Source organism: Streptosporangium sp. 'caverna' (assembly GCF_003203775.1).
GTDB lineage: Bacteria > Actinomycetota > Actinomycetes > Streptosporangiales > Streptosporangiaceae > Streptosporangium > Streptosporangium subroseum.
Genome location: NZ_CP029711.1, coordinates 1,512,973 through 1,527,722, shown reverse-complemented (window position 1 = coordinate 1,527,722; position 14,750 = coordinate 1,512,973). Strand labels below are relative to the sequence as shown.

Here is a 14,750-nt window from a genome sequence, read left to right as displayed (position 1 = left end):
CGTCCGGCCCGTGTAGCCGTCTCGACAACCCAGGATCGAGCCTCCATGCAGTCCGACATCGATGCCCAGCTCAACAATTTCTTTGAAGACGCCCCCGCTCGGGAATTCGACGTGGTGCTCCGTGGCTACGACCGGCACCAGGTTCACGATCATCTGAAGCAGATTGACGGCGAGCTGCGCCAGACCCGGGAGCAGCTTCAGGGTCTGCAGCGAGACCTGTCCGACTCCCAGCGGCAGTTGCAGGAGCAGGAGCGTCCGACCTACTCCGGCCTTGGCGCCCGGATCGAGCAGCTGCTCCGCCTCGCCGAGGAGCAGGCCACCGAGCTGGTCCAGGCCGCCCGGTCCGAGGCGAACGAGATCAAGGCCGCGTCCAAGGTCGACGCCGCAGACCTGCGCGCCGCCGCCGAGAACGAGGCGGCCGAGAAGCGCGCCCTCGCCACCCGCGAGGCCGACGAGATGCGCACCAGCGCGGAGCGCGAGGCCGAGGAGATCCGCTCGACCGCCCGCCGCGAGTCGGACGAGTTGACCTCCACCACCGAGCGCGAGGTCGCCAAGCTGCGCGCCACCGCCGACCACGAGGTGGCCGAGAAGCGCGCCGACGCCGAGCGCGAGATCGCCAAGCTGCGCACCACCACCGAGCGCGAGGTCGCCCAGCTGCGCGCCTCGACCAAGCGCGAGCGCGACGAGGTCCTCACCACGGCCAAGCGCCAGGCCGACGAGATGCGCGCCCAGGCTCAGCGGGTCCTGGAGGAGTCCGAGGCCAAGCGCGCCCAGGACGAGGCCGAGTTCGACATCCAGCTCGCCGCCCGCCGCGAGGACGCCGAGCGTCAGGAAGCCGAGCGCCACTCCACCGCGCAGGCCGCCACCCAGAAGCTGGTCGCCGAGGCCGAGCAGCGTGCGGCCACCGCCGAGCAGCGCGCCACCAAGGCCACCCAGCAGGCCGAGCAGACCCGCCGCGAGGCCGACAGCCACGCCAAGCAGCTGGTCGCCAACGCGCGCAAGAACGCCGACCAGGTCGTCTCCGAGGCCAAGTCGAGCGCCGAGTCGATCGTCTCCGAGGCCAAGTCGGAGGCCGAGCGGAGCCGTTCGGTCGCCCAGCGCCAGGTCGACGAGCTGACCCGTCAGCGCGACAGCATCACCAGCCACCTCGCGCAGCTGCGCCAGCTGCTCGGTGGCGCCCCGCTCCCGGCCTCCGAGCCGGAGCCCGCGATCACCGCGGCCCCGCCGAAGCCGGCCATCCCGGCCGCCAACGGCAGCGAGAAGCCGGTCCCGGCTCCCGCCAAGGCGGAGACGAAGGACGACGACGCGGAGTGGTGGCAGGAGTAGGCACCGCTGACTCCGGGGCGTTGGCGACGGCTACGAGAGAGCCTGGCGACCTAGACGGTCGCTAGGCTCTCTTCTTGTCTTCACACCGTCCTTACGCTTCTTGTCTTCACACCGTCCTTACGCTTCTTGTCTTCACACCGTCCTTACGGTTCTGCGTACCTCTCTCCACTCCGCTAGGAGCAGCTGTGCCCGAAGCGTCCCAGGTGTCCGACGATCCCAAGGTGTCCGTCCCGGGCCCGCCCTCCTCCCCCGAGACCTCCGGCGGACCGGAGATCTCCAGCGGACCGGCGAGCTTCACCGCACACGACGAGCCGGTCACCTCCGGCGGTCATGAGGCGCACGGCAGGCCGATCGCCTTCGGCGGGCACGGGAGGCACGACAAGCCGGGCCACGGGGCACACGGCGAGCAGAGCACGACCGGCGCGCACGAGGCGCTGTACGGCAAGCCGGGTCAGCCGCTGGCCAGCAACCCCTTCCTGGTCGGCCTGACCGGCGGGTTGGGCCTGCTGACCGCGTGGGCGCTCTCCCAGGCGCTGGTCACCTCCCGCAGTGTGATCGTCCTGATCGTGGTGGCGATGTTCCTCGCCGTGGGGCTCAACCCTGCCGTCGAGGCGCTGCAGCGGCGGCGGATGGCCCGGCGCGGGGCGATCTCGATCGTCTTCGGCGCGGTGATCCTGTTCTTCGTGCTCTTCGGCCTGGCGATCGTCCCGCCGGTGACCCAGGAGGCGGCCGCGTTTGTCAGCGCGGTCCCCGGCTACACGAAGGAGCTGCTCGCCAACCCCACGCTCAGGGGGCTGGACAGCGACTACCAGATCCTGACGAGGGCCGGCGACTACATCACCAGTGGCGGTCTCGCCCAGACCGTGGCGGGAGGCCTGCTCGGCGCGGGCGCGGTGGTGTTCAACGCGTTCTTCTCCGGGGTCACGCTGCTGGTCCTGACCCTGTACTTCCTCGGCTCGCTGCCCTCGATCAAGGATTACCTCTTCAAGCTCGTGCCCAGCAGCCGCAGGGAGCGGTCCCGGGCGCTCGGCGACGAGATCCTCGACGGCATCGGCGGCTACGTGGCCGGCAACCTGCTGATCTCGGTGATCGCGGGTGTGGTCACCTGGGTGTTCCTCTCCGTCCTGGGCGTCGAGTACGCGCTGGCCCTCGCCCTGATCGTGGCGGTCACCGACCTGATCCCGCTCGTCGGCGCGACGATCGGCGCGGCGCTGGTGACCCTGGTGGCGCTCCTCCAGTCGGGAACGCTCGGCATCGCCTGCGCGATCTTCTTCCTGGTCTACCAGCAGGTCGAGAACTACCTGATCTATCCTCGCGTGATGAAGCGCTCGGTGGACGTGGCCCCGGCGGTCACCGTCATCGCCGCGCTGTTCGGCGGCGCGCTGATGGGCATCGTCGGGGCGCTGCTGGCCATCCCGGTGGCCGCGGCGATCGCGCTGCTCATCCGCGAGGTGGTGATCCCCCGGCAAGCTCGCCAATGAAGCCGGCCACGACGCGGTTGAACGCCTCGGGCTGCTCGATCGCGCTCAGGTGACCCGCCTTCTCGATCACGGCCAGCCGCCCGTCGGGCACGGCGTCGACCATCGCCTCGGCGTCGGCGCGCGGTGAGATCTCATCCTCCTCCCCCACGATCACCAGGACGGGCACCTTGAGCGCCCGCAGGGTGTCGAAGGAGTCCAGGCGGCCCGCCATGGCTCGCTGCGCCCAGGCCACGGCGCCCGGCGGAGCCGCCTGGACCAGCCCGCGCACCCGGCCGAACACCATCGCCCTGCGCTGTACGGTGGTCTGCCCGAGCAGCCCGGGGAGCACCTCCTCCACCAGGACCGAGGTGCCGCTGTCGAGCACGGTGGCGGCGATCCGCTCGCGGTTCGACCGGGCCGCCTCCTGATCGGCGTCCGCCTTGGTGTCGGCGAGGATCACCCCCAGCACCCGGTCGGGGTGGCGGCGGCACAGGGCCATCGTCACGTAGCCGCCCATGGACAGGCCGCCGACGACCCCGCGCTCGATCCCCTCGCGGTCCAGCAGGCGCACGACGTCGTCGGCCATCACGTCGAGGGAGGGCTCATCCTCGCCCAGCACCGAGCCGCCGAAGCCGCGCAGGTCGGGGGTGATGACCTTGCAGGTGGCCGCCAGGCCCTCACGTTGGGCCAGCCACATGGCCGATGACAGGGGGAAGGCGTGGAGGAGGACGACCGGAAGTCCCTCGCCCGCCGATCGCGTGTACAGGTGCACGCTGTCACCGTATTCCGGTATTCCTCGTCTGACACCCCTTGATTCACAACGGGTGTCAGACGAGGAGAACCCCGCCCGTGGCGGGGACGGGTCACGACAGCGCCGAGGAGGACGTCAGGACATCGCGGTGGCGCCGCCGTCGACGAAGAGGACCTGGCCGGTGATGTAGGCGGAGGCCGTACTGGCGAGGAAGACCGCGGGGTGGGCCATCTCCTCGGGGGTGCCCCAGCGGCGCATGGGAACGGTCTGGACGGTCGCCCGGCCGGCGTTCTCGTCCTCCCAGAGACTGCGGTTGAGGTCGGTGGCGGTCCAGCCGGGACACAGGGCGTTGACCCGCACCCCGCTCTCCGCCCACTCCAGGGCCAGGGTCTTGGTCAGCGCGACCACTCCGGCCTTGGCCGCGGCGTAGGCCGCCAGCAGGGGGGCGCCCTTGGCCGCCACCGAGGCCACGTTGATCACCGAGGCGGAGCCCCGCTCGGTGAGGTGCGGTGCGAACGCGTGACAGACCGACATGGCGGAGTCGAGGTTGAGCCTCATCAGCTTGTCCCAGCCGGACAGTCTCAGGTCCTTGAACGGCACGAGGAAGTTGGACCCGCCCGCGTTGTTGACCACGATGTCCACGTGGCCCAGCTCCTCGATCCCCCGCTGTACGGCTGCCGCCACGGCGTCCCTGTCGGTGACGTCACAGGGGATGACGGCGGCCTGCCGCCCCAGTGCCTTCACCTCGGAGGCCACCTCGGCCAGTGACTCGGCCGACCGGGAGACGAGCGCGACGTCGGCCCCCGCCTCCGCGTAGGCGAGTGCGATCGCCCGTCCGATGCCCCTCGACGCCCCGGTGATGAACGCCTTCCTGCCGGAAAGATCGAACGCCTGCACAGCCGCCTCCTCGTTGACATGCGCCATCGGCTGCCAGGCCCGGCACACGCCGGCGAGCTGGAACCGAACAAGATTCTACGAGTCGGCGACCTCTGTGGGGAGAGGATGGGCGGCCGGATTCACTCTGCGGACGATCTCATTGAGGACGATCCGCACATACGGCTCGCCGACCCACAGGTGCTTGGCGCCGTCCACGCCGACGACCTCGGCCTGGGGCACCCGGGCGAAGCGCTCGCGGGCTTCCTCCGGGCGGAGGTAGTCGTCGAACTCGGGGACCAGCGCGATCAGCGGCCGTCCGAACTCCGCCCACGCGTCGAGGTCGGCGTCGGTGGTGCGGTGCAGCGGCGGGGAGAGCAGGATGGCGCCCTCCACGAGCGGGTCACGACCCCACTTGAGCGCGAGCTCGGTGCCGAAGGACCAGCCGACCAGCCAGACCCGGGGCAGGTCGTTGAAGTCGGCGCACTCCAGCGCGGCGGCGACGTCGAGACGCTCCGCCTCGCCACCGCCGAAGGCGCCCTCGGAGGTGCCCCGCTCGGAGGTGGTGCCGCGCGTGTTGAACCGCAGCAGGCCCAGATCCGCGAGGGCGGGCAGCCGGTTGGAGGCCTTCTTGAAGACGTGGCTGTCCATCATGCCGCCGTGGGTGGGCAGCGGGTGCAGGCAGATCAGCGTGGCCACCGGGGGCCTGTCTGCGGGAAGGGCCAGCTCACCGACGAGCTTCAGCCCGTCACCGGTGTTCAACTCGATCGGTTCCCTGCGCGCGGGCAGCACCGTAGAGGCCCTGATCTCCATGTGTCTCCTCAATATCTGCTGCGGCCGGGACCACGCTTGACCCGGTTGCGCCAGCACGCGGTGTGCCAGTGCCTGCGCTCGTTCTCCCCACCGGACCAGGCGGGCCAGCTCACCAGGTGGGGCAGGCCGGACCTGATCTCCTGGTCGCAGCCGGGGCACCGGTAGACCTTGTCCGCCCCGGCGCCGGTGACCCGGCGCACGTGCCAGTCGCCGTCGGGCCACTCCTCCACCTGGTCGACCCCGGGCACGAACTGGCCGACGGGCCGGGAGGACCCCCGGTTTCCGCCCCTGTCGAAGGGGTCGGCCCGACGGGCCTTGCGGGGGCTCACGACGGGTCTCGGAGACTCCGCACCCTGGCCGTGACGAGCTGGTCGAGCAGCGACGCGGGGGTGAGGGGAGATCGACGGCGCGGGGCGCGGGACGTACGGAGGTCATGGCGGGTGGTGAAGCTCCGGCCGCGCGCCGACGCCGGTCCGGCCTCGGCGCCGATCACGGCGGACCTCGCACGGACGGAGGAATCGGGGCTCCCGAGGCCTGCCGTGGCGAGCCCGACCACTCCGGCCGTCCCATAGATGCTCGTCATCGCTCTCCCCATCGCACCCGCGAAATCCGCTCCGTGCCGGCGATCGCCCGCTTCGGCACCGCAACAGTCTCCCAGAGACCCCCCGCGTACCCCAAAGCCGGGGACAGCCCACCTCTCCGACACTCGTCTTTTAGAGAACCTTTGGAAAGTACTTGAACGAAAGTTGAATAGTAATTACCATTTGAGGAGATGAGCGGAGGAGAAGTCGTGGAGGACAGGCTTGACCCGACGGACGCACTCCGGCAGATCGGCGAGATCGACCGCCACACCCGGCGGCCGGCGCGGGTCGCCGGATGGATCTTCGTAACCCTGGGACTGTGCACGATGCTGTACTGGCCGGCCATGTCTCTCGGCCCGGTGTGGGTACAGGCGGCGGCAGGGGTGATCTGGGTGGTGCTCGCGGTCGCGGGCACCTTTTACATGTGCACCATGAAGGTCCAGGACCGCGAGGTCACCTGGGTCAACAAGTCGACCTCCCCGGTGACCGTCGCCTACGTGGTCTCCGTCGCGGTCACGTTCGTCTTCGGGATGTTCTTCCGCCCCGAGAATCCGGGCGGCGTCTGGATCGCCACGCTGATCGTGCTGGCGGTGCTCTCCGGCCTGCCCGCGCTCTACGGCGGCCGGCGCATCCTGAGGGCGGGGCGATGAGCGGCGCCGGCTCGCATCCGCGGCACGCCCTGGACGACGTCATCCACGCCCCGGTCCGCCTGTCGATCATGGCCGCCCTGTCGGCCACGGAGAAGGCGGAGTTCCGTTTCCTGCGCGACACGATCGAGGTCAGTGACTCCCTGCTCTCCAAACACATCATCACCCTGGAAGAGGCCGGCTACGTCCGGGTGGAGAAGGTCTTCGTCGGCAAGCGCCCGCGCACCTGGCTGGCGCTCACCGACGAGGGACACCGGGCGTTCCAGGAATACATCTCCGTACTGAGACGACTGACCGAAGGATCCCCCCGTGATCGAAATTGACGATCTGCACAAACGCTACGGTGACAAGACCGCCCTGGACGGGGTCACGTTCTCCGTGAAACCCGGCGAGATGTTCGGCTTCGTCGGAGCCAACGGCGCCGGGAAGACCACCACGATGCGCATCCTGATGGGCGTGCTGACCGCCGACTCCGGGTCCGTGCTCCGGGACGGCCGGCCGTTGACGTTCGAGGAACGTCGCAGGTTCGGCTACATGCCGGAGGAGCGCGGCCTCTACCAGAAGATGAAGGTCACCGAGCAGATCGAGTATTTCGGCCGGCTCCGCGGCATGGGCTCGGGCGACGCCAGGCGGGCGACCGAGGACCTCCTGATGCGGCTCTCGCTCACCGAGCGCCGCAACGACGCGGTGGACACGCTCTCCCTGGGCAACCAGCAGCGCGTGCAGCTCGCGGTCGCCCTGGTGCACGATCCCCAGGTGCTCATCCTGGACGAACCCTTCTCCGGGCTGGACCCGCTCGCCGTCGACGCGCTGGCCGACGTGCTCGCCGAACGGTGCCGCTCCGGCGTGCCGGTGCTCTTCTCCAGTCACCAACTGGACCTGGTGGAACGGCTCTGCCACTCGGTCGGCATCATCTCCGCCGGTCGCATGGTGGCCAGCGGCGCGGTCGAGGACCTGCGGGACAGGGAGGGACGCGGCCGGCTCAGGGTGGTCGTCCGCGACGCGACCCCCGGCTGGACCTCCGGCCTGCCGGGAAACGTCGTCGAGAACGGCGACGAAGTGCTTCTCACCGATGTGAACGGCGACGGCCAGGAAATCCTCCACCTCGCCGTGAAGGCGGGAAGGGTCGAACACTTCGGCTGGCAGCGGCCCACACTCACCGAAATCTTCAGAGAGGCTGTGGCATGAACAGTCTGTGGCTGGTCGCGCAGCGGGAGATCGTCACGCGCGGCCGTACAAAAGCCTTTGTCATCGGCCTCGTGGTGAGCGCCGTGCTGGTCGCCGCACTCGCATTCCTCCCCCGGATCTTCGCCGGACCCGACTCCTACACCTTGGGGGTCACCGGGTCGCAGTCGCTGCAGTCCGCGCTCACCCAGACGGCGAAGGACATCGAGATCACCGTCAGGCAGTTCCCCGACGAGGCCGCCGCGAGCAAGGCGGTGCTCGCCGGCGACGTGGACGCCGCGTTGGTGGCCGATCGCAAGGTCCTCGCCGACGGCGAGGTCGACCGGGAGCTCGGCCTGCTGCTGGAGAACGCGCACCAGGCGGCCCAGGTCCAGAGACAACTCGCCGAGGCGGGCCTCGACCCCGCCAAGGTGACCCAGGCAATGCGGGTCACCCCTCTGGAACAGGTCTCGGTCGGGACGGACACCCGCTATTCGGGCGTGCGAATCGGCCTCGCGTCACTTCTGGTCATGGTGCTGTTCTTCCTGATCATCTACTCCTCCATGTATGTCGCCATGGGAGTGGTCGAGGAGAAGGGGAGCCGCATCGTCGAGATCCTGCTGACCTCGATCCGCCCCTGGCAGCTGCTCGGCGGCAAGATCGTGGGCCTGGGCGCGCTCGCGCTGATCAACCTCGTCGTGGTCATCGTGGCCGGCCTCGGCGCCGCCGCGGCGACCGGCCTCGCCGCCGACCTGCCTCCGGGCATGACGGGGATCGTGATCAGCACCCTGTTCTGGTTCCTCCTCGGCTACGGGTTCTTCGCCGCGATGGCGGCGGCGCTCGGCTCGCTGGTGTCCCGGCAGGAGGACGTGAGCAGCGTCCTCACCCCGATGACGATGATCATGATGGCCACCTACCTGGTCGCCTACTACGCGGCCTTCGATCCCAGCGGCCCGGTGGCCCGCATCCTGTCGCTGGTGCCGCCGTTCTCCTCGATGGTCATGCCGGTCCGGATGGCCGGCGGTGCGGTGGCCGCCTGGGAGATCGCCCTGGCCGCGGTCCTGATGCTCCTGGCGACCGCGGGCACCCTCGTCCTCGGATCCCGCATCTACCAGCGCGCGGTCCTGCGCACGGGCGCCCGCGTCAAACTCTCCGAGGTCGTGCGCTGACCCGTGCGCCGGAGGAATCCGGCGCACGTTCCCCGGCCGGACGTATCCTGGAGATCTGGGTCCCGTCCGGCCGGTAGGGTTCGCTCATGCGTCTGGTCATCGCGCGGTGCAGCGTGGATTACGTGGGAAAGCTCACTGCTCATCTTCCAATGGCGCCCCGGCTCATCCTCATAAAAGCCGACAGCAGCGTCTCGATCCATGCCGACGATCGGGCGTTCAAGCCACTGAATTGGATGAATCCGCCGTGCAAACTCCGCGAGGAGGAGGGCACCTGGACGGTGACCCACGGCAAGACCGGTGAGAAGCTCGTCCTCACCATGGAGGAGATCATTCACGACTCCAGCCACGAGCTGGGCGTCGACCCCGGTCTCATCAAGGACGGCGTCGAGGCCCACCTGCAGGAGCTCCTCGCCGAGCACATCACCACGCTGGGCGCCGGCTGGACGCTGGTCCGCCGCGAATACATGACGGCGATCGGCCCGGTCGACATCCTCTGCCGCGACCACACGGGCGCGACCGTGGCCGTGGAGCTCAAGCGGCGCGGTGACATCGACGGCGTCGAACAGCTCACCCGCTATCTGGAGCTCCTCAACCGCGACCCCCTGCTGGCCCCGGTGAAGGGCATCTTCGCCGCTCAGGAGATCAAGCCCCAGGCGCGCGTGCTCGCCGCCGACCGGGGCATCGGCTGCGTCACCCTCGACTACGACAAGCTACGGGGCATCGAGCGCAACGACACCCTGTTCTAGGGGTTCCGGCGGGCTGCCCGTCACGGCGTGCGTCGACCCGTACGGTGCCGCCCGCCCCGGCTGCGTCCTCGAATGTCCTTGGATGTCCTTGGATGTCCTTCGGCTGTCCTCCGAATGGAGGACAGCCGGTTCCACCGGTCGTTGGTGTCGCGGAAGCCGTACGGACGCGACATTTGAACCATGACGACAGCGGTGAAAGTTCGTGGCCTGACCAAGCGCTACGGCGACGTACAGGCGGTCGGCGGCATCGACCTGGACATCCGCGCGGGCGAGGTGTTCGCGATCCTCGGCCCGAACGGAGCGGGGAAGTCCACCACGGTGGAGATCCTGGAGGGATACCGCACCCGGGACGCCGGAGAGGTGAGCGTCCTGGGCATCGACCCGGACAAGCCGACCCGCGAGTGGCGTTCCCGGCTCGGCATCGTGCTCCAGACGGCCGACGACGTGGCCGAGGCGACGGTGCGGGAGACCGTCCGGCATTTCGCGGGCTACTATCCGGACGCCAAGGATCCGGACGAGGTGATCGAGCAGGTCGGCCTGACGGACAAGGCCGGCAAGCGCATCCGTCAGCTCTCCGGCGGCCAGCGGCGCCGGGTGGACGTCGCCCTGGGCGTGATCGGCAATCCTGAGCTGCTCTTCCTCGACGAGCCGACCACCGGGTTCGACCCCGAGGCCCGCCGGCAGTTCTGGGAGCTGATCGGGGGCCTGGCCCACAACGGCACCACGATCGTGCTGACCACCCACTATCTGGACGAGGCCGAGGCGCTCGCCGACCGGGTGGCCGTGGTCGCCGGAGGCCTGATCGTCGCCGAGGGCGAACCCAAGACCCTGGGAGGCCGGGCGACCGCCAAGGCCAGGGTGAGCTGGTCCGACGAGGGTGAGCGCCGCTCGCTGGAGACCGACACCCCGACGAGGACCGTGCTGGAGCTGACCCAGCGGTTCGACGGCGAGGTTCCCGAGCTGACCGTGACCCGTCCCTCCCTGGAGGACGTCTACCTCCAGCTCATCGAGGCTCCCGCCTGACACCGCCCGCCCTCACAGGGAGCGACATCCGCCCTCCGGGCAGGACCGGCCCCGCCGCAAGGACGACCGGCCTCCCCCGAGGAACCCGCCCCACCCGCGAGAGACCGGCTCCACTCGTGGGTGACCGGCCTCATCCCGCGAGCCCAACCCCCCGATCCAGCGTCGACCGACCCCCCGAGGTGACCGTCCCGTGAGCGAAACCGTGACCCGAACCCCCGCTCCTCCCCTCCGTACCAGGCAGCCTTCCGCGACACAGCTGGGGCTGTCGCGGGCGGCCATCGAGACCCGGATGTTCTTCCGCGAGAAGGACGCGGTCATCTTCACCTTCTCCTTCCCCATCGTCCTACTGGTGATCTTCGGCTCGATCTTCGCGGGCGATCTGGAGGGGACGGGGCTCACCGTCTCCCAGCTCTACGTGGCGTCGCTGATCGGTTCGGCGACGATGACCGGCTTCCAGAACCTCGGCATCAACATCGCGGGAGACCGCGACGACGGCACGCTCAAGCGGCTGCGCGGCACGCCGCTGCCTCCCAGCTCCTACTTCATGGGCAAGGCGCTCAACACCCTGTTCATCTCCTTCCTCCAGGTCGTCATCCTGCTGGCCATCGGGGTCACCATGTTCGGTCTGGAGCTGCCGTCGGAGGCGGGCAGGTGGGTGACCTTCGCCTGGGTGTTCGTTCTCGGGGTGCTCGGCTCGTCCCTGCTCGGCATCGCGGTCAGCAGCCTGCCCCGATCGGCCAAGAGCGCCAGCGCGGTGATCTCCATGCCGTTCGTGGTGCTGCAGTTCATCTCCGGGGTGTTCATCCCCATCACCGAGCTCCCGTCATGGCTGGTGAACATCGCCTCGGTGTTCCCCCTCAAGTGGATGTGCCAGGGTTTCCGCTCGGTTTTCCTCGGTGATGCCGGCGCCACGCTGGAAATCGCGAAATCATACGAACTGGACCGAGTCGCCCTGGTCCTCGGAGCCTGGGTCATCGGAGGACTGGTGCTGTGCCTGATGACGTTCCGCTGGAAGAGCCGCCGCGACGGGTAAACCATGTGCGTTGGCCCGGCTATGTCACCAACCCAGCCGGGCCACACCTATGGGACTCGCTGCGCATCTGGGAGATCCTCCTGTTCGTGGCGACCCTCGCCCCCGCCACGATCATCCTGCTCGGCGACCTGCCCGTACGCGACAGGGTGATCGTGGCGGCATGCCTGGTCTCGATCCTGCCGCTCTATTTTGTGCTCGGCCGCCCGGCGATCATGGCCGAGAACCGGCGGCGCGGTGCGGTCTACATCGCGCTCATGATCCTGCTGTTCGTCCTGGCCACGTTCATCACCTCCGACGTGACCTTCGCCCTGTTCGGGCTCTGCCCGCAGTGCTTCATGGTGTTCCCGACCCGGCAGGCCATGATCGCGGTGATCGTGCTGAACCTCGCCCCGGCCATCAGCTACCTGTTCCTGGAGCCGGAACCCAGCTGGTTCGGTTTTCTGACGGTCACCCTCATCGTGATCGTCTTCTCCTGGGTGTTCGGCGTCTGGATGGAGGGGGTCTCCAAACAGAGCTGGGAACGGGCCGAACTCATCGAGGAACTGATGAGCAGCCGGGCCGAGGTGTCCAGGCTCTCGGCCGAGCGCGGGGCCCTGGCCGAACGCGAACGCCTCGCCGGGGAGATCCACGACACCCTGGCCCAGGGCTTCACCAGCATCATCATGCTGCTCCAGGCCGCCGAGGCCCGGTCCGACCCGGCCCGCCACCTGGCGCTGGCCGTACAGACCGCGCGCGAGAACCTGGCCGAGGCCCGCGCGCTGGTGGCCGCGCTCAGCCCGGCACCGCTGGACGGCTCCACTCTGGACGAGGCACTGGTACGGCTGGCCGACCGGCTCAGGGAGGACATGGGGATGACCGTGACCTTCACCGTCCGCGGAGAGTCACGCCCGCTGCCGCCGCCCATCGAGGTGGTGCTCATCCGCGCCGCCCAGGAGTCCCTGGCGAACGTACGCAGACACGCGGCGGCGAGCCGGGTGGACGTCTCGGTGGCCTACGGCCCGGAGACGGTGGCGCTGGAGGTCCACGACGACGGGTGCGGCTTCGACCCGTCCACCACCGGCGGATACGGCCTGCGCGGCATGCGGAGCCGGGTGGAGCAGGCGAGCGGCTCGATGCGGGTGCGGAGTTCGCAGGGAGGGGGAACGACGCTGATCGTCGAGATGGCAGAGTGACCATCGTGATATCTCTGGACAACCCCCCGCCCCCGCGCCAGCACGCCTTCATGCGTCTGAACGGGTGGGAGTTGCTCTACCTCGTCGCCTTCCTGGTCGCCCTTCTCTTCGTGTTCTTCGACGACTCCCTCGGGACCGCCGAGCGGGCAGGTGGAATCGCGTTGATCAGCGGGTGTGTGACGGCGTACGTGCGCCTCGGGCGACGAGCCGTCGGCGTGGGATACCGCTCGTGGGAGGGCCGGACGTACGTCGTCCTGCTGCTCGTGCTGTTCACTCCGGTGGCCGCCATCTGCCCGCCCACCAGGTTCGTCCTTTTCGCGCTGTGCGCGCAGTGTTTCATGATGATCCCCAAAAACCAGGCGAAAGTCGCCGTGATCATCTTCAACGTGGCCCCCGCGCTGGAGTTCCTCTTCGTCCCGCCACCCCGGGAGGAGCTGGTCGTCTTCCTCGGGGTGACGATCCTCGTCCTCACCTTCGCGATGACCTTCGGTCCCTGGATCGTCGACATCGTCGGCCAGAGCAGGGAGCGGGCCTCGCTCATCCAGGAGCTGGAGATCCGCCGGGCCGAGGTGGCCACGCTCTCGGCCGAGCGCGGGGCCCTGGCCGAGCGCGAACGCCTCGCCGGGGAGATCCACGACACCCTGGCCCAGGGCTTCACCAGCATCATCATGCTGCTCCAGCAGCCCGAGGCACGGCGGATCGAGCTGGCCGTGCAGACCGCGCGCGAGAACCTGGCCGAGGCGCGCACCCTGATCACCGCGCTGAGCCCGGCCCCTCTGTCGGGCGCCACCCTGGAGGAGGCACTCGGCCGGATCACCTCGCAGTTCGGCGAGGAGCTCGCGGTGTCCACCGCCTTCGAGGTCAGGGGCGACTTCAGGGCCACGTCGACCAAGGTCGAGGTCGTCCTGCTCCGCGCGGCGCAGGAGGCGCTGGCCAACGTGCGGAAGCACGCCCGCTCCAGGGCCGTCGCGGTGACGCTGGAATACACCCCCGAGGCGACCCGGCTGACCGTCCGCGACGACGGCACGGGCTTCGATCCGTCCACCGCCGAGGGATACGGCCTGCGCGGCATGCGCGCCCGGATCGAGCAGGTGGGCGGCACCCTCACGCTGACCGGCCCTCCGTCCGGGGGCACCCTCCTCGAGGCCGCCATCCCCGCCGACCAGCCCGGCGGCCCCGCCCCGTCCGACCATTCCGACCCTCCCGCCAAGGAGCATCACCGTGCTGCGTCTGATGATCGTTGATGACCACCCCGTGGTTCGCGAGGGACTGCGGGGGATGCTGGAGGCCGACCCGGGGATCACCGTGGTGGGCGAGGCGGCGTCGGGGGACGAGGCGGTCGTGCGGGCGGCTGAGCTCAGGCCGGATGTGATCCTGATGGACCTGCGCATGCCGGACGGCGACGGGGTGAGCGCCACCTCGCGCATCCTCGCGAACCGGCCGGAGAGCCGGGTGATCGTGCTGACCACCTACGAGACGGACCAGGACATCGTGCGGGCGGTCGAGGCGGGGGCCGCCGGATACCTGCTGAAGGACACCTCCAGAGCCGATCTGCTGGCCGCGATCGTCTCCGCGTCGCGCGGCGAGACCGTGCTGTCGCCCTCGGTGGCGACCCGGCTCGTCACCCGGATGCGAGCCCCGGTGACCGAGTCACTGTCGCCGCGCGAGGCCGAGGTGCTCTCCCTGGTGGCCAGGGGACTGACCAACGGGGAGATCGGCAGGGCTCTGTTCATCAGCGAGACCACGGTCAAGACCCACCTGCTGCGCGTCTTCGGCAAGCTCGGTGTCTCCGACCGCACCGCCGCCGTGACCACGGCCCTCGACAGGGGCCTGCTCATCCGTTGAACGTCCGGGACCGGCGCCCCGCATCGCCGGAATGACCCCCGCCTCGTTCATTCGCGGCCGGAAGGAACTTGACCGACTAGTCAGGCTTGTGACCTTCTTGCATGGACGACGCAAGCAATAGCGCATTGACCCTTCCGCAAAAAGGAT

At 69.4% G+C, this 14,750-nt stretch carries 17 protein-coding genes; 12 read left to right on the top strand and 5 right to left on the bottom strand.

Annotation, left to right across the window (positions count from 1 at the left end; all coding sequences use genetic code 11):
• Positions 1 to 45 precede the first annotated feature (45 nt).
• Together DKM19_RS06840 and DKM19_RS06835 are read left to right on the top strand one after the other, a co-directional pair.
• Complete coding sequence (locus tag DKM19_RS06840) at positions 46 to 1,326, top strand: DivIVA domain-containing protein (RefSeq protein ID WP_110694985.1); 1,281 nt, start codon at positions 46 to 48, stop codon at positions 1,324 to 1,326.
• A gap of 185 nt (positions 1,327 to 1,511) precedes the next feature.
• A complete protein-coding gene (locus DKM19_RS06835) occupies positions 1,512 to 2,807 on the top strand; it encodes an AI-2E family transporter (RefSeq protein WP_239514121.1) in 1,296 nt (431 codons plus the stop codon).
• On the opposite strand, the gene DKM19_RS06830 is transcribed toward DKM19_RS06835, so the two are convergent.
• From DKM19_RS06830 to DKM19_RS06810, 5 genes are all read right to left on the bottom strand, one after another.
• Positions 2,767 to 3,558 (bottom strand): alpha/beta fold hydrolase, encoded by a 792-nt coding sequence (locus tag DKM19_RS06830; protein WP_110694984.1) that lies wholly within the window; start codon positions 3,556 to 3,558, stop codon positions 2,767 to 2,769. The two genes, DKM19_RS06835 and DKM19_RS06830, sit on opposite strands and share 41 nt — an antisense overlap.
• 114 nt (positions 3,559 to 3,672) lie before the next feature.
• A complete protein-coding gene (locus DKM19_RS06825; RefSeq protein WP_110694983.1) occupies positions 3,673 to 4,434 on the bottom strand; it encodes an SDR family NAD(P)-dependent oxidoreductase in 762 nt (253 codons plus the stop codon).
• Positions 4,435 to 4,509: 75 nt separating this feature from the next.
• Positions 4,510 to 5,223, bottom strand: a complete 714-nt coding sequence (locus DKM19_RS06820) for an alpha/beta hydrolase (RefSeq protein WP_110694982.1) — start codon at positions 5,221 to 5,223, stop codon at positions 4,510 to 4,512.
• An 8-nt stretch (positions 5,224 to 5,231) separates the two neighbouring features.
• Positions 5,232 to 5,552 (bottom strand): ATP/GTP-binding protein, encoded by a 321-nt coding sequence (locus tag DKM19_RS06815; protein ID WP_110694981.1) that lies wholly within the window; start codon positions 5,550 to 5,552, stop codon positions 5,232 to 5,234.
• A complete protein-coding gene (locus tag DKM19_RS06810) occupies positions 5,549 to 5,806 on the bottom strand; it encodes a hypothetical protein (RefSeq protein WP_110694980.1) in 258 nt (85 codons plus the stop codon). Before DKM19_RS06810 ends, DKM19_RS06815 begins: the two co-directional genes overlap by 4 nt.
• 207 nt (positions 5,807 to 6,013) lie before the next feature.
• On the opposite strand from DKM19_RS06810, the gene DKM19_RS06805 reads away from it, so the two are divergent.
• From DKM19_RS06805 to DKM19_RS06760, 10 genes are all read left to right on the top strand, one after another.
• The gene (locus DKM19_RS06805; RefSeq protein ID WP_110694979.1) at positions 6,014 to 6,454 is read left to right on the top strand and encodes a hypothetical protein; all 441 of its coding nucleotides are present in this window, start codon (positions 6,014 to 6,016) and stop codon (positions 6,452 to 6,454) included.
• A complete protein-coding gene (locus DKM19_RS06800; protein WP_110694978.1) occupies positions 6,451 to 6,774 on the top strand; it encodes a transcriptional regulator in 324 nt (107 codons plus the stop codon). Before DKM19_RS06805 ends, DKM19_RS06800 begins: the two co-directional genes overlap by 4 nt.
• The gene (locus tag DKM19_RS06795; RefSeq protein WP_110694977.1) at positions 6,761 to 7,639 is read left to right on the top strand and encodes an ABC transporter ATP-binding protein; all 879 of its coding nucleotides are present in this window, start codon (positions 6,761 to 6,763) and stop codon (positions 7,637 to 7,639) included. The genes DKM19_RS06800 and DKM19_RS06795 overlap by 14 nt, the downstream gene beginning before the upstream one ends.
• Positions 7,636 to 8,784, top strand: coding sequence for an ABC transporter permease (locus DKM19_RS06790; RefSeq protein WP_110694976.1), 1,149 nt, complete (start codon positions 7,636 to 7,638; stop codon positions 8,782 to 8,784). Before DKM19_RS06795 ends, DKM19_RS06790 begins: the two co-directional genes overlap by 4 nt.
• An 86-nt stretch (positions 8,785 to 8,870) precedes the next feature.
• Complete coding sequence (nucS, locus tag DKM19_RS06785) at positions 8,871 to 9,530, top strand: endonuclease NucS (RefSeq protein WP_110694975.1); 660 nt, start codon at positions 8,871 to 8,873, stop codon at positions 9,528 to 9,530.
• A 180-nt stretch (positions 9,531 to 9,710) separates the two neighbouring features.
• Positions 9,711 to 10,553, top strand: coding sequence for an ABC transporter ATP-binding protein (locus tag DKM19_RS06780; protein WP_110694974.1), 843 nt, complete (start codon positions 9,711 to 9,713; stop codon positions 10,551 to 10,553).
• 190 nt (positions 10,554 to 10,743) lie between these two features.
• The gene (locus DKM19_RS06775; protein WP_110694973.1) at positions 10,744 to 11,586 is read left to right on the top strand and encodes an ABC transporter permease; all 843 of its coding nucleotides are present in this window, start codon (positions 10,744 to 10,746) and stop codon (positions 11,584 to 11,586) included.
• Between the two features lie 5 nt (positions 11,587 to 11,591).
• Positions 11,592 to 12,758, top strand: a complete 1,167-nt coding sequence (locus DKM19_RS06770) for a sensor histidine kinase (protein ID WP_110694972.1) — start codon at positions 11,592 to 11,594, stop codon at positions 12,756 to 12,758.
• Positions 12,755 to 14,002: a sensor histidine kinase gene (locus DKM19_RS06765; RefSeq protein WP_110694971.1), complete on the top strand. Its 1,248-nt coding sequence runs from the start codon at positions 12,755 to 12,757 to the stop codon at positions 14,000 to 14,002. Before DKM19_RS06770 ends, DKM19_RS06765 begins: the two co-directional genes overlap by 4 nt.
• Positions 13,980 to 14,603, top strand: a complete 624-nt coding sequence (locus DKM19_RS06760) for a response regulator transcription factor (RefSeq protein ID WP_110694970.1) — start codon at positions 13,980 to 13,982, stop codon at positions 14,601 to 14,603. Before DKM19_RS06765 ends, DKM19_RS06760 begins: the two co-directional genes overlap by 23 nt.
• The last annotated feature ends 147 nt before the right edge of the window (positions 14,604 to 14,750 follow it).

What these genes read in the sequence shown, in the direction of transcription:
- DKM19_RS06780 (WP_110694974.1), top strand. Translation starts at nt 9,711, where the DNA reads ATGACGACAGCGGTGAAAGTTCGTGGCCTGACCAAGCGCTACGGCGAC.
- nucS (WP_110694975.1), top strand. Translation starts at nt 8,871, where the DNA reads ATGCGTCTGGTCATCGCGCGGTGCAGCGTGGATTACGTGGGAAAGCTC.
- DKM19_RS06840 (WP_110694985.1), top strand. Translation starts at nt 46, where the DNA reads ATGCAGTCCGACATCGATGCCCAGCTCAACAATTTCTTTGAAGACGCC.
- DKM19_RS06820 (WP_110694982.1), bottom strand. Translation starts at nt 5,223, where the DNA reads ATGGAGATCAGGGCCTCTACGGTGCTGCCCGCGCGCAGGGAACCGATC.
- DKM19_RS06800 (WP_110694978.1), top strand. Translation starts at nt 6,451, where the DNA reads ATGAGCGGCGCCGGCTCGCATCCGCGGCACGCCCTGGACGACGTCATC.
- DKM19_RS06790 (WP_110694976.1), top strand. Translation starts at nt 7,636, where the DNA reads ATGAACAGTCTGTGGCTGGTCGCGCAGCGGGAGATCGTCACGCGCGGC.
- DKM19_RS06810 (WP_110694980.1), bottom strand. Translation starts at nt 5,806, where the DNA reads ATGACGAGCATCTATGGGACGGCCGGAGTGGTCGGGCTCGCCACGGCA.